The 13,848-nt window shown below is 66.0% G+C and carries 8 protein-coding genes; 3 read left to right on the forward strand and 5 right to left on the reverse strand.

What is annotated here, in order from left to right; all coding sequences use genetic code 11:
* Positions 1–132 precede the first annotated feature (132 nt).
* A complete protein-coding gene (locus tag GDI_RS07575; RefSeq protein ID WP_157871011.1) occupies positions 133–1,893 on the forward strand; it encodes a glycosyltransferase family 2 protein in 1,761 nt (586 codons plus the stop codon).
* An 87-nt stretch (positions 1,894–1,980) separates the two neighbouring features.
* Complete coding sequence (locus GDI_RS07580) at positions 1,981–3,660, forward strand: M28 family metallopeptidase (protein WP_041249351.1); 1,680 nt, start codon at positions 1,981–1,983, stop codon at positions 3,658–3,660.
* Positions 3,661–3,668: 8 nt separating this feature from the next.
* On the opposite strand, the gene GDI_RS07585 is transcribed toward GDI_RS07580, so the two are convergent.
* From GDI_RS07585 to GDI_RS07595, 3 genes are read right to left on the reverse strand one after another with little or no spacing between them, the layout of a single operon-like run.
* Positions 3,669–5,117, reverse strand: coding sequence for an efflux transporter outer membrane subunit (locus tag GDI_RS07585; RefSeq protein ID WP_012225032.1), 1,449 nt, complete (start codon positions 5,115–5,117; stop codon positions 3,669–3,671).
* Positions 5,114–6,265 carry an HlyD family secretion protein gene (locus tag GDI_RS07590; protein ID WP_012225034.1) on the reverse strand — a complete coding sequence of 384 codons (1,152 nt, stop codon included), beginning with the start codon at positions 6,263–6,265 and terminating at the stop codon, positions 5,114–5,116. Before GDI_RS07590 ends, GDI_RS07585 begins: the two co-directional genes overlap by 4 nt.
* Before the next feature lie 51 nt (positions 6,266–6,316).
* The gene (locus GDI_RS07595) at positions 6,317–7,870 is read right to left on the reverse strand and encodes an MFS transporter (protein ID WP_012225036.1); all 1,554 of its coding nucleotides are present in this window, start codon (positions 7,868–7,870) and stop codon (positions 6,317–6,319) included.
* Positions 7,871–8,200: 330 nt separating this feature from the next.
* On the opposite strand from GDI_RS07595, the gene GDI_RS07600 reads away from it, so the two are divergent.
* Positions 8,201–9,661, forward strand: a complete 1,461-nt coding sequence (locus tag GDI_RS07600; RefSeq protein WP_012225040.1) for a carbohydrate porin — start codon at positions 8,201–8,203, stop codon at positions 9,659–9,661.
* A 547-nt stretch (positions 9,662–10,208) separates the two neighbouring features.
* Here GDI_RS07600 and GDI_RS07605 read toward each other — a convergent pair.
* Positions 10,209–12,599 (reverse strand): phosphoketolase family protein, encoded by a 2,391-nt coding sequence (locus tag GDI_RS07605; RefSeq protein WP_012553993.1) that lies wholly within the window; start codon positions 12,597–12,599, stop codon positions 10,209–10,211.
* A 38-nt stretch (positions 12,600–12,637) separates the two neighbouring features.
* Positions 12,638–13,837: an acetate/propionate family kinase gene (locus GDI_RS07610; protein ID WP_012553994.1), complete on the reverse strand. Its 1,200-nt coding sequence runs from the start codon at positions 13,835–13,837 to the stop codon at positions 12,638–12,640.
* Positions 13,838–13,848 lie beyond the last annotated feature (11 nt).

A 13,848-nucleotide genomic window follows, 5' to 3' on the forward strand; every position in this document is an offset into this window, starting at 1 on the left:
GTCAGCCAGGTTCCGGAGCGGTCTTAAATTTGCGTAAACCCCTGTGCCACACCATGGCGCACAACAATGAAATGGGGGCGTGACAGTCTTATGGTCGGGTTGTTCCGGATTCTGACGCAGGCAGGCCGCATCATGTGCCATGACACGACGACCGGGCAGATCGTCGCCGGCCGCGCGTCGTCCGACCGTGGGGCGGTGCTGCTCTATCTGCCGCACTGCGCCGCGCGCATCGGCGTCCTGGTTTCCGCGACCGGCACGTTCCCGCCCCTGTTCGTGGCCGGCGATACCACGCCGCATCCGCTGCTGCCCGTGCGCTACCAGGACGGCGCGGAGGCGGGATCGATCGTGCTGTACCACCCGTTCAGCGGCCTGTCCCTGTTCCTCGACGACGCGGCGGACGGCGAGGTGGCCGTGCCGTGCTTCAGCCGCGACGAGGGCGCGGAGCCCTATGCGTTCCGGCTGGAGGAACTGAGTCTGCTGCCCGACATGCCGGCCCTGCTGCCGATCCTGGAAGCCGTGCAGCACTACGCGGCCCTGCCGCCCGACGGGGCGACGTGGCTGGAGGTCCTGCGGGCCGGAATCGGGACCGACAGGGTCATGGCGTTCGATGTCGTCGCGCGCTTCCTGCCCCGCGCGGAAATCGACTGGATGGCACGGCGCATCCTGGACGACCCGGCCCTGCGGCGGACGATGCAGCGGTTCTTTCCCACGGACCTGTTCGCCTGCCACGCCCTGCCCGACCTGGCGGCATGGCTGGAGGCCCGGCCGAAGCTGACGCGGACCGACATTCCCGCCGCCTATGATTCCCTGGCCACCGCAGGGCTGGACGGGACCTGCACCTCGTTCGCGCATCTGTGCGGGGCTGCTGCCCGGCGGATCGTCCGGCCCCGGCGGGACGTCGCCATCGTGGCCACGGCGCGGAACGAGGGGCTGTACCTGCTGGAATGGATCGCCTATCACCGCGCCATCGGCGTGGGCGATATCTTCATCTACAGCAACAACAACGACGACGGGTCCGACGCGCTGCTGGCCGCCCTGTCCGAAGCCGGGCTGATCGGCTGGATTCGCAGCGAACTCGGCCAGGGCCATGCCGCGCAGCCCAAGGCCTATGGCCACGCATTCGGCATGCTGCCGCAGGTCCTGGACAATCGCTGGACGCTGGTGATCGACCTGGACGAATTCTTCGCCTTCGACACGCGGCGCTTCGCCTCCATCGGCGATTTCGTCGCCTGGCAGGATGCCCGCCCGGTCGATGCCATCGCCCTGAACTGGCTGGTCTTCGGTTCCAGCGGCGCCGTGTTCCGCACCGACGAGAAGCTGATCCAGCGGATCGTACACCGGTTGCCCTGGCAGGACCCGCATATCAAGACGATGGTCCGCAGCCACCTGCCGATCCACGCCCACCCCCACCATCCCGCCTTCGACCCGCGCGACCATGTCGTGACGCGCACCGCGTCGGGCGGCCTGCATCGCAGCCCCGACGGCGCGTCGTTTTCCGAAGCCCCGGAGACCGACCTGGCCTGGATCAATCATTACTTTTTGAAATCGGCCGAGGAATTCGTCTGGAAATTCTCGCGCAACCGGGGCGACCACCAGATGCGACAGGACATGGACCCGGAGCGAATCGATCCCGAATTCGCCACCATGTTCCTCAAGCAGCACGGGTCGGACACCATGGTGCACGATACCCGCATCCAGGCCTGGATGCCCGACATGGACCGCGAGCTCGACCGTCTTCATGCGGCCCCCGGGGTCGGCGCGGCGATGCGCGACGTCCGGCTGCGCTACGCGGCGCTGAGCGAGCAGCTTCGCGCACGGATGCGCCACGGTGCGGCGGACCTTGCGCCCGACACCCCCCAGCGCCGGCTGGCCGACCTGTTCGGCGCCGCCTGAAACGGGTGGCGGCCAGGCTTGCCGCCCGCGTCAATGCGGATAGTCTGCCCGGTATCCTGCCCCGCAGCCTGATCGGAAATGCGTTCCATGCCCCCCCATCGTCCGCGCGCCGCCCTTGTATCCGCCATGCTTCTGGCGGCGGCGTCCCCCGCGCATGCCGCGTCCCCGTGGGCGCCGATCGACCCCGGCCGCATGTCGGCCACCATCCGCACGCTGGCGTCCGACGCGTTCGCCGGGCGCGCGCCCGCCACGGCCGGTGAGGCGAAGACCGTGGACTGGCTGATCGCCCAGTATCGCGACATCGGGCTGGAACCCGGTGGCGAGAATGGCGGCTGGACGCAGAGCGTACCGCTGCTGCGGACCCGGATCGGCACCCCGGCCCGGCTGGACGCCACCATCAACGGGGCGCCGATGGCGCTGGAGCTGAAGAAGGACATCTACCTGACCACCCTGTCGCCGGTCACACGCATCAGGGTGGACGCGGCGCCGATGGTCTTCGTGGGGTACGGCGTGAACGCGCCCGAACGCCATTGGGACGATTACAAGGGCGTGGACCTGAAGGGAAAAGTTGCCGTCTTCCTCATCAACGATCCGGATTTCGACGCCAGACCGGGCGAGGCGGTGGCCGGACGGTTCGGCGGCCGGACGATGACCTATTACGGCCGCTGGACCTACAAATACGAGGAAGCGGCCCGACGCGGTGCCATCGCCGCCCTGATCGTGCATGACACGCCGGGCGCGTCCTATCCATGGACCACGGTCATCGCGCCGGGCGGCGAGGCCTTCGACATCGTGCGGCAGGGCGATGCGAACAAGCCGGTGCCGCTGCAAGGCTGGCTGGAGGGCGACGCCGCGCACCGCCTGTTCGCCCGCGCGGGGCTGGACCTTGCGGCGCTGCGCGTGAAGGCGCGCGACCCGGATTTCCATCCGGTCACGCTGCCCGGTACGACCCTGACGGCAGACCTGCCGGTCGAAACCGCGACATTGCAGAGCCGCAACGTGATCGGCAAGCTGACCGGCGCCCGCCATCCCGACGAGACGGTCATGTACGGGGCCCACTGGGACGCATTCGGCGTCGGCACGGACGCACAGGGCCGGCAGGTGATCCGGCACGGCGCCGTGGATGACGGATCGGGAATTGCCGCGATCCTGGAAATTGCCCGCGCGTTCAAGGCCGGGCATCGGCCGGACCGGACGGTCCTGTTCGCCGCCTGGACCGCCGAGGAACGCGGGCTGCTGGGTTCGACGTGGTATGCCGCCCACCCGCTGGCACCACTGGCCAGGACAGCGGCGAACTTCACCATCGACGTCCTGCAGACCGCCGGCCCGGCCCATAATGCCTTCATCATCGGCGCGGGACAGGACACGTTGCAGGACGACCTGACGGAAGCCGCCCGCGCGCAGGGACGCGTCACGCAGCCCGAGGCCAGGCCCGAACGCGGTGCCTTCTACCGCGCCGACCACCTGCCCTTCGCCCATGCCGGCGTGCCCGTCGTGGCCATCATGGGCATGGCCGGCCCCTACGACCTGCTGTCCGGCGGCATCCCGGCCGGCGCGGCATGGCTGAAGGCCTACGCCGCCTGTTATCACCAGCCCTGCGACACCTGGGACCTGCACTGGGACCTGCGCGGCGCGGCGGAAGATGCCGCCCTGGTCTATCAGGTCGGCCGGACCGTCGCGTTCTCGCACACCTGGCCCCAGTGGAAACCCGGATCGGAATTCGCCGGCATTCGCGCGGCGAGCGCGGCCGAGCGAAGCGATCCGTAGAACAAACCCTATCGCCCCGGCTCGGCATACTCCCATCCCCCGCCAAGCGCACGATACAGGGCCACGAGCGTGGTTTCCGAGCGTGTCTGGCTGTCGGCAAGGGCGGACTGGGTGGACAGCAGGGCGGCCTGCGTCGCGACGACGTTCAGGTAATCCGTCGCCCCCTCGCCGTAGCGTTGCCGTGCGGCCGTGTAGGCGGCGCGGTCCTGCAGCAGGGCCTGCTCGGTCAGGGCATGGGTGGATTGGGACTTGGCATAGGCGGTCAGGGCATCATCGGCCTCACGCCAGGCGTTCAGGACGGTATTGCGCCAGGTCAGGACGGCTTCCTGCTGGGCCGCCTTGCGGAACGCCAGCCTGGCGATCAGCCGCCCGCCCTGGAAGACCGGAACGTTCAGGGTGGGGCCGACACTGAACTGCTTGGCGGGAAGAGAAAAGAAATCCGAGGCCGCGAAGGATTCCGTGCCCATGTTTCCGGCAAGCGTGATGTCCGGATAGAAGGCGGCGATGGCAGCGCCCACTTCCGCCGTGGCGGCATGAAGGCGTGCCTCGGCTTCCAGAATATCCGGCCGGCGACGCGTCAGGTCCAGAGGCAGGCCGACGGGAACACTGACGGGAAGGCGTGGCTGGGGCGACCGGTTTTTCAGTTCGCCTTCCAGCGCGCGGGGTGGCTCGGACAGAAGCAGGCCGATGGCGTTGATCAGGGCGGCCTCGGCATTTTCCAGTTCGGGCAGGCCGGATTCCATGCTGGCAAGCTGGGCAGCCGCCTGCGAGACATCGAGGTTCGCCGCGACCCCGTTGGCGAAGCGGTCCCGCACCAGTTGCAGATTGGTCCGGGCGAGAGCGATGTTGGACTGCAGGATGACCTGCTGCGCCTGCACACCGCGAAGCTGCATGTAGCTGGCGGCAAGGTCGCTGACGGCGGCCAGGGCGGCCGCACGGCGGGCGGCAAGGGCGGCGGACTGATCGGCACGCTGGGCCTCGACCCCGCGACGAATGGCGCCGAACAGGTCCAGGTCCCAGCTGGTGCTGAGGACATTGCTGTACAGGTTGAAGTTCAGGCTGGCGCCGGGGCTTGGTTCGGCCAGCGAGAAAATGCCGTGCGTGCTGAGTTGGCGATAGGCGTAGGAACCCGACCAGTTGGCCTGCGGCAGTCCGGCGGCGGCGACGGCCTTCATCTGCGCGCGCGCTTCACGGATTCGCTGGGCCGCGATCTGGAGGTCGAGGTTCTGCCGGCCGAGCCGGTCCACCAGGCCGGTCAGTTCCGCGTCGTCGAAGCTGCGCCACCACCGGGTGTCGATGGCGCCGGCATAGGTCTGGCTTCCGGCCTTCGGTTCGGCGCCCCAGGCCGGCGGGGCGTCGATCCGGGGGCGGTGGAAGGCCGGGCCGACGGTACAGCCTGCCAGGGCGATGGCCAGCGGCAGGGCGAACGCGGCCACACGCGGGACGGCCCGTTTCATGGGCCGGCACCCTCGCGGCCGGTGACGGTCGCGGCCGCATCGTGCCCCTGCGCGCCCACGACATCGGCAAAGCCGGTATCGACCGTCGTTTCGACCGAGAAGCCGAGACGAAGCAGCTTCGCCAGGGGCTGGTTCGGAGCGAGGATGATTTTGACCGGCAGGCGCTGCACGATCTTGGTGAAGTTGCCGGTGGCGTTTTCCGGCGCGATGGGGGCGAAAACCGCGCCGGAGGCCGGGGGAATGCTGTCCACGATCCCGTTCAGGGTGACGTCATAGGCATCGACGTGGATCCGGACGGGCTGCCCGGGGCGCATATGGCGCAGGGCCAGTTCACGGTAGTTGGCGCGGATCCAGATCTGGTCGAGCGGGACAAGCGCCATCAGCGCCGCGCCGGGGGACACGTAGTTGCCGATCTGGACGCTGCGCTCGCCGATCATGCCGTCTTCCAGGGCGCGGATACGGGTGTAGGACAGGTTGAGCTCGGCCTGGCGGACCCTGGCATTATCGAGGTCCACCGTCGCCTGCGCGGCCTTGTGGCGGGCCTGCAGGATGGGAAGCTGCGCCCGGGCGGCGGCGACGCGGGCCTCGAGCGACTGGAGGTTCGCCTCCATGTCCCGCAGCGTTGCGGTGGATTGCTGGTTTTCCTGCGTCGAACCGGCGCCGGTCCGCGCCAGGTTGGCGTAACGCTGGGCGTTCTGGCGGGCAAAGATAAGCTGGGCCCGGACACGGGCGGCGGCCCCGACGCTTTCGTCGATGATCGACGGCTGGCGCGTCACGGCACTGGCGGCGTCCTGCACCAGCGAGCGGTCCCGTTCAAGGGTGGCCCGGGCCTGGTCCAGCGCGGTCCGGTAATCGCGCGGATCCAGTTCCACCAGGACCTGGCCCGCCTTGACAGACTGGTTGTCCGTCACATTCACCGCGACGACCTGCCCGGACACGCGGGGGGCCACGACGGTGTAATGGGCGGTGACGTAGGCGTCATCGGTCCAGACGCGGCGTGTGGGCACGAAAATAATGGCGAGGACGACAGCGATGAAAACGACGACGACCGCACCTCCGCCAATGAAGAGCCCGCGCATGACGGGACTGCCATGCTTCTGCTTGCTGTCCGTGTGACCACGGTTTCCGTTCCGGTCTTCATCCGCCATGCGGCGATGTTTCCTTTCTGCTTCCGACGGGGACAGGCGGGCGTCCGCGGACTATTTCGACTGGAACACGATACGGGGGGGATAGGTTCGGACCGGAAGGACACAAACCCACACCATCAGGCACACCACGATCCCGGCAATGATGAGCCAGTCGTCGCTGTAGGTCAGGGTCGCGGTCTGTCGCGTGACCTGCGCGTGCAGGGCGGTCATGCTGCCGGGAAAGGCCGGCAGCCCGTCCGGCGTCAGCGCGGCGGGTCGCTGGAGCACCGGATTCATGCTCTGGACAAGCTGGAACCGATCCTGGCCGAGCCGGTCGGTGATACGGTCGGAATGCAGCGCGCCGCGCTCGCGATGGACAAGCTGGATCAGCCAGATCCCCACAGCCTCGGCCACGGCGCGGGGCGTGTTGACCATGGCGGAGGCAAAGGGCCCTTCCTCGGGGACAAGGGCATTGGTGGACATCATCAGCAACGGCATGACGATCATGGCGTTGCCGACGCCCTGAAACGCCTGCCACAGATAGAACTGGTCCCGGTTCCAGTTGGACGTCACGAAGAAGTCCCCGATGCAGGCCGTCAGGATGCAGGCCATGCCGATAAGGCTGACGATACGGGAATCCACCCCTTTCCGGTTCAGCAGCACCGCCATCAGCGGCAGCATGACGATCTGGATCGCCGCGATTTCCAGGGTGATGGGATAGGTCTGCTCCGGCCTGTATCCGGCGGCTTCACGCAGGAAATCCGCCGGCAGGGCGGAAGATGACAGCGAGATGATCATGAATGTCAGCAGGGTACTGGCGCCGTAGGCGAAATTCCGTCGTTCCAGAAGCTGGAACTTGAACAGGGGCAACGGATGGAACCATTCGTTCAGCACGAAAAGCGGAATGCAGACCCCACTGAGCAACGCCATGACGCAGATGGCCGGACTGTTGAACCAGTCCATCCAGTCGCCGATTTGCAGCATGGTCGAAAACGCGCCCATTCCGATCAGGACAAGCAGGAACCCCTGCCAGTCGAAACGCCAGAAGCGCTCGTGCCGGGGTTGTTCGACGGGCATTCCATACCAGAGCAGGACGAAGGCGATCGTGCAGAGCGGAATGGACTGCCAGAACACGAAGCGCCAATCGACCAGATCGGTCCACAGGCCCGCAAAGGCCGTGCTCAGGCTGGGAAAAAAGGTGGCGGTCAGGGCATAGGCCGCCAGGCCGTAAAGCCGGATGGGCGGCGGCAGCACCCGCAGGGCCGTCGTCATCAGCAGCGGAACGGTAAACCCACCGGACAGCCCCTGGAAGATACGCAGGATGTAAAGGAGCGTCAGATTGCCGGTCAGCGGAATCAGGCTGGAGGACAGCACGGCCAGCCAGGGGACCGCCAGGGAAAAACGGCGCAACGTCAGGGTGACGGCCAGCCAGGGTGAAACCGACATCCCCACGATCTCAGCCGTGATATACAGGCAGGAAAACCAGCGCTGCGGGTCGCGGCTAAGGCCCAGGGCCCCCGCGATATCCGGCAGCGCCTGTGCCGAAACCTGCTCGTTCATTTCGGTGGCAAACGCAAGGGCGATGATGCCCGCCAGCCCGAACAGGGAACGCTGCCCACTGGTCACCGAGGCGCGCCTGAGGGGGCAAGAGACATCATGCGCCGACTATGAAAGATCGGGAGGCTCCGCTTCAACCTCAGATGCGTCACGTGCGGCATAACAAAAATTTTAGATGCATCTCATGAATATAAAATGGGCTTTTGCCGTTAATTCCATTCTGGATCACAGTTCGTCCGCGTCCAACCTCGAATATCCGGACCACGCGGCACGATTTCCCGCAAAATCGTACACAAATTGCCATCGTTCCGCCGATATGTATTTTTATTATTTCTATCTATATTCCTCGTTTTCATAAGAACTAACAACAAACAATAATCAAGGAACCATTTTCGGACTATGCCTGTCATTACGTTACCTCTTTCGCCTCGCTGCCGCGCGTATGTCCTTGCCGTCCTGACCGCCATCGCTTTCTGGGGGACCGGCCTGCCATCCGCGCTCGCCCAGTCGGAGACATCCAAGAGCGCCTTTACCCCTACCGATGAAGCGGTGAGTTTTCCCCTGGGCGGCGCGGGACAGATCCCGATCGGTCCACTGGTCACGTCGCTCTATGGCAACCCGCATCTGTTGGGCGACTGGGGCGGCATACAGCCCTGGCTGATGAAGCGCGGCATCTTCGTCAATGTCGGGGTGAACGAGGAATTCATGGGCAACATAACCGGCGGCCGGACGCGCGACCACGTCCTGGCCGGACAGGTCGCGGGCGAAGTGGATATCGACTGGCGGAAGCTGGCAGGCATCCCCGATTTCTGGACCCACATGCTGGTCGTCAACGGGCATGGCAACAATTTCAGCCACACGCTGGGTGATTACGTCGCCAATCCGGAACAGATCTATGGCGCGCGCGGCAACGTGGTCGCGCACCTTGTCTCCCTCTACGCCGACAAATCGTTCCTTCATGACAGGATCATTCTCTCGTTCGGGTGGATGCCGACCGGCAGCTTCTTCAATTTCGACTATCTGGCCTGTTCGTTCATGAATGTTGCGATCTGCGGAAATTTCGCACCGGGCAAATATGTGCCCGGCGGGCGCGACTGGCCGTCGGGCAACCTGGGCGGCATCGTGCGTTTCCGGCCGACGGAGCGGACCTATATCATGGCCGGCGCCTTCGGCGTGACGCAGGCCGGCTATAATGGCGGCATATCCGGCTGGTCCTGGGGACAGAAAATGAGCGGGGTCTCGACGCAGGCGGAACTCGGCTGGTCCCCTTCGTTCGGTCGCGACGACCTGCTGGGCCATTACAAGATCGGCGCCTATTACGACAATTCCCGCTATCCGAACCTGTATGAGGACATCAACGGAAATTCGTTCCAGGCCACCGGACTGCCGCGGCGGTACGAATCCGGCCAATGGTCGTCATGGCTGATGTTCGACCAGATGCTGGTGCGGAACGGCAAGGGGGTGGCCAACGGCCTGATCGCGATCGGCGGCCTCGGCTACGCGCAGGGCAATATCGTCGCCATGCGCGACCACGAATGGATCGGCCTGCTGGAAAGCGGCACCCCATGGAACCGCCCGATGGACCAGGCCGGCATCATGTTCCAGAACATCGACATGAGCCACACGCTGCGCCTGCAACAGCAATCCTCCGCCGCCCTCGGCGTGCCCTTCCTCTCGAATCAGTGGGGCACAGTCTACGGCGTGCAGAACTGGGAACGGGTCTACGAAGCCTTCTACAGCGTCCACCTGCTGCGCGCGACCTCGCTCCAGTTCGACTTCCAGTACCTCCAGCACCCCGGCGCTACCACCACCTTCGGCGGCGCGGCAGTCGTGGGCGGCCAGTTCACGACCAACTTCTGAAACCGCGCCCGTTCCCGATCACCGTCCCATCCCTCCGGAGGGCAATCAAAAGCGTCACCGCCCGACTGGAGGTCCGGCTTTCCCGTGCCGACCTCCGATACGTTAAAAAGCAACGCATGGAGCCTGCCGAACGTCCACAGTAAGCGCGTTCCCATTGCGAAGTAAGCGGCGGGAAACAAGCCGACGTATTATGGGTCGAATATACGAAAAGCGGCCATCAGCCAGGGTATCACCTATTACCGCTGACGCCCTCATGTCAGGTATTCCCCCCTTTCGAACCTACGTCCCGCCCGAATCGATGTCCACTTCCAGACTCCGATCACCCCATCTCAATGACGGGTATAAGCGCCAATCCGAAAAGCTTTCAGAAAAACGTATTCCCAAGTAATCGGGGTTAAGGGGTCCGCGACCCCTTGCGGGCCCGGGCAGAGCCCGGCTCTTCTTCCCGCAGGCATCAGTATTTCCACTGATTGGTCGGCAGGATAAAAAAAATGCGTGACGGGATGGACCCGTCACGCACCATTCTTCGTCCGGGGCCGGCGTGGTCTTACGACCAGCGCCAGTCTTCGATTTCCGGCATGTCGCGTCCGTATTCGGCGATGTAGCGGGTGTGGTCCACCAGCTTGTCGCGGATGGCCTGTTTGGCGTAGGCGGCGCGGGTGGCCAGGCCGGGCACGCGGTCGATGACGTTCGAGACGATGTGGAACCGGTCGAGGTGGTTGCGCACCACCATGTCGAACGGGGTGGTGGTCGATCCTTCCTCGCGGAAGCCGTGGACGTGGAAGTTCCGGGCGTTGGCGCGGCGGTAGATCAGCTTGTGGATCAGCTGCGGATAGCCATGGAAGGCGAAGATGACCGGCTTGTCCAGCGTGAACAGCGCGTCGAAGGCGGAATCCGTCAGGCCGTGCGGGTGCTGGCTGGCCGATTCCAGCGTCATCAGGTCCACAACGTTGATGACGCGGATCTTCAGGTCCGGCGCGTGCTCACGCAACAGCTTGACCGCCGCCAGCGTTTCGATGGTGGGTACGTCGCCGGCGCAGGCCATCACCACGTCTGGTTCGCTGCCCTTGTCGTTGCTGGCCCATTCCCAGATACCGATGCCGGCGCTGCAATGGCGGATGGCGTCTTCCATGCTCAGCCATTGCGGTTCCGGCTGCTTGCCGGCCACGATGACGTTGATGCGGTCCCAGCTATGCAGGCAGTGCGCGGCGGTGCAGAGCAGGGTGTTGGCATCGGGCGGCAGGTACACGCGGACGATATCGGCCTTCTTGTTGATCACATGATCGATGAAGCCGGGGTCCTGGTGGCTGAAGCCGTTATGGTCCTGGCGCCAGACATGCGACGTCAGCAGGTAGTTCAGCGAGGAAATCGACCGCCGCCACGGCACTTCGGCCGAGGTCTTCAGCCATTTCGCATGCTGATTCACCATCGAATCGACAATGTGGATGAACGCCTCGTAGCACGACATGAAGCCATGGCGGCCGGTCAGCAGGTAGCCTTCCAGCCAGCCCTGGCAGGTGTGCTCGCTGAGGATTTCCATCACATGGCCGTCGCGCGCCAAGTGGTCGTCATAATCCACCGTTTCCGCGTTCCACGCGCGGTTGGTGACGTCCAGCACCGCGTTCAGGCGGTTGGAATTGTTTTCGTCCGGGGCCAGGACACGGAAATTGCGCGAGGGCAGGTTTTCCTTCATCACGTCGCGCAGCCACGTGCCCAGCACGCGCGTGCCCTCGCCCGTCACGCTGCCCGGCGTGGTGACCGGCACGGCGTAGTTCGCGATGTCCGGCAGTTTCAGCGGGTGGCGCAACTGTCCGCCATTGGCATGGGGGTTGTCGCTCATGCGCCGTGCGCCGGACGGGGCCAGGGCCGCGATGTCGGCGAACAGGCGGCCGGATTCGTCGAACAGGTCCTCGGGCTTGTAGCTGCGCAGCCAGGTTTCCAGCGCCTGCAGGTGCCCGGGCTTGGTCAGGTCCGAGAACGGCACCTGATGCGACCGCCAGTAGCCTTCGGTCCGCAGGCCGTCGATTTCCTTCGGCCCGGTCCAGCCCTTGGGGCTGCGCATGACGATCATCGGCCAGGTGGGGCGTTCGGTCTGCCCGCCCTCGCGCGCCGCCTTCTGGATCGCGGCGATCCGGTCGAAGGCCAGGTCCATGGCCGTCGCCATCTTCTGGTGCATTGGGTCGGGGTCGTGGCCTTCGACGAAGATCGGATCGTACCCGTAGCCCCGCAGCAGCGCTTCCAGTTCGGGCTGCGGAATGCGGGCCAGGATGGTGGGGTTCGCGATCTTGTAGCCGTTCAGGTGCAGGATCGGCAGCACGGCGCCGTCGGTCTGCGGGTCGAGGAACTTGTTGCTGTGCCACGACGTGGCCAGCGGACCGGTCTCGGCCTCGCCATCGCCGATGACGCAGGCCACGATCAGGTCGGGATTGTCGAACACCGCGCCATAGGCGTGCGAGAGCGAGTAGCCCAGCTCGCCACCCTCATGAATCGAGCCCGGGGTCGTCGCCGCCGCGTGGCTGGGAATGCCGCCGGGGAAGGAAAACTGCTTCAGCAGTCGGCCCAGCCCGTTTTCGTCCTGCGACACCTCGGGGAAATATTCGCTGTACGTGCCTTCGAGGTACGTATTGGCCACGACGCCCGGCGCGCCATGCCCGGGACCGGCGATGAAGAGGATGTTGGCGTCCCGCGCGCGGATGATGCGGTTGAGGTGCAGGTAGAGGAAGTTCAGCCCCGGGGTCGTGCCCCAGTGGCCCAGCAGGCGCGGCTTGGTATGTTCCAGCTTCAGCGGTTCACGCAGCAGCGGGTTGGCCAGCAGGTAGATCTGGCCCACCGACAGATAGTTCGCCGCATGCCACCACCGGTTGAACAGGCCGAGTTCCGCCGCCGACAGCGGCGTGGCCGTCAGGGGCGCGGTGGACAGGGGGGACATCTCGTTCATCTTCGTTCCTTCCGAAACTGACATGCGGGGGGCGGACGTCATTCCCCCGCCAGGCAATCCGCGACGTGGCGGCGGATCATGCTTTCCTCGTCCGTGGGAATGACGCGGACCTCCACCGCGCTGTCCGGCGTGCTGATCACCGGGGCGTGGGCCGCGTTGGCGGCAGCGTCCAGGCGGAGCCCCAGCCAGGACAGGCGCGCGCACGCCGCCGCCCGGATCGGGGCGTCATGCTCGCCGATGCCGGCGGTAAAGACCAGTCCGTCCAGTCCACCCAGCACCGCGACCATCGAACCCGCCTGCTGGACCAGGCGGTATGTGAACATCTCCAGCGCCTGGCGGGCGCCGTCATTCCCGGCCGCGCGTTCCTGCAGGTCGCGCATGTCGCTGGAAACGCCCGACAGGCCCAGCAGGCCCGACTGGCGGTACAGCACGTCCTCGATCCCCGCCACGTCCAGTTTTTCCGCGCGCAGCATGTACAGGATGACGCCGGGATCGAGCTGGCCGCAGCGCGTGCCCATCACCAGCCCGTCCAGTACCGAGAACCCCATCGTGGTCTCGATGCTGCGCCCCGCCTGCATCGCGCACAGGCTGGCCCCATTGCCCAGATGCGCCACCAGCGTGCGCCCGGCCGCCAGCCGGGGCGACAGGCCGGGCAGGCAGGAGGCGATATATTCGTAGGACAGGCCGTGGAACCCATACCGCCGCACCCCCTTGCGCCCATAGGCGTCCGGCAGCGCCAGCCGCGTGGCCGTGGCGGGCATGGTGTGGTGGAAGGCGGTATCGAAGCAGGCGACCTGCGGCAGGTCGGGATGCAGGGCCGTCAGGGCGCGGATCGGCCCCAGGCTGGCCGGCTGGTGCAACGGCGCGAACGGTGTCAGCGCGTCCAGCCGCGCCAGGACATCGGGCGTGATCCGCACCGGGGCGATGAAGTCGGGACCGCCATGCACCACCCGGTGCCCTACCCCGACCAGCGGAACGTCCCCCAGGTGCGAGGCCACCCAGTCAATCAGGCTGCCGACCGGGCCCTGATGGGGATCGGCCCCTGTGTCGGGCCTGGGCCATGTCCGGTCGACCAGCACCGTACCGTCGGCGGCGGTGGCGCAAAAATGCGGATGGGTGGTGATGCCTTCCAGCTCGCCATGCGCGATGCGCTGCGCGCCGGATGCATCCTGCTGGTGGAACAGGGCGAACTTGATGCTGGAGGAGCCGGCATTGAGCGCGAGAATCGCCGTCGCCATGGAAGAACCTC

The organism is Gluconacetobacter diazotrophicus PA1 5, assembly GCF_000067045.1.
Classification (GTDB): Bacteria; Pseudomonadota; Alphaproteobacteria; order Acetobacterales; family Acetobacteraceae; genus Gluconacetobacter; species Gluconacetobacter diazotrophicus.

Excerpts from the sequence above, each read along its gene's own strand:
- GDI_RS07575 (WP_157871011.1), top strand. The coding sequence starts at position 133 with ATGTGCCATGACACGACGACCGGGCAGATCGTCGCCGGCCGCGCGTCG.
- GDI_RS07580 (WP_041249351.1), top strand. The coding sequence starts at position 1,981 with ATGCCCCCCCATCGTCCGCGCGCCGCCCTTGTATCCGCCATGCTTCTG.
- GDI_RS07585 (WP_012225032.1), bottom strand. The coding sequence starts at position 5,117 with ATGAAACGGGCCGTCCCGCGTGTGGCCGCGTTCGCCCTGCCGCTGGCC.
- GDI_RS07590 (WP_012225034.1), bottom strand. The coding sequence starts at position 6,265 with ATGGCGGATGAAGACCGGAACGGAAACCGTGGTCACACGGACAGCAAG.
- GDI_RS07600 (WP_012225040.1), top strand. The coding sequence starts at position 8,201 with ATGCCTGTCATTACGTTACCTCTTTCGCCTCGCTGCCGCGCGTATGTC.
- GDI_RS07605 (WP_012553993.1), bottom strand. The coding sequence starts at position 12,599 with ATGAACGAGATGTCCCCCCTGTCCACCGCGCCCCTGACGGCCACGCCG.
- GDI_RS07610 (WP_012553994.1), bottom strand. The coding sequence starts at position 13,837 with ATGGCGACGGCGATTCTCGCGCTCAATGCCGGCTCCTCCAGCATCAAG.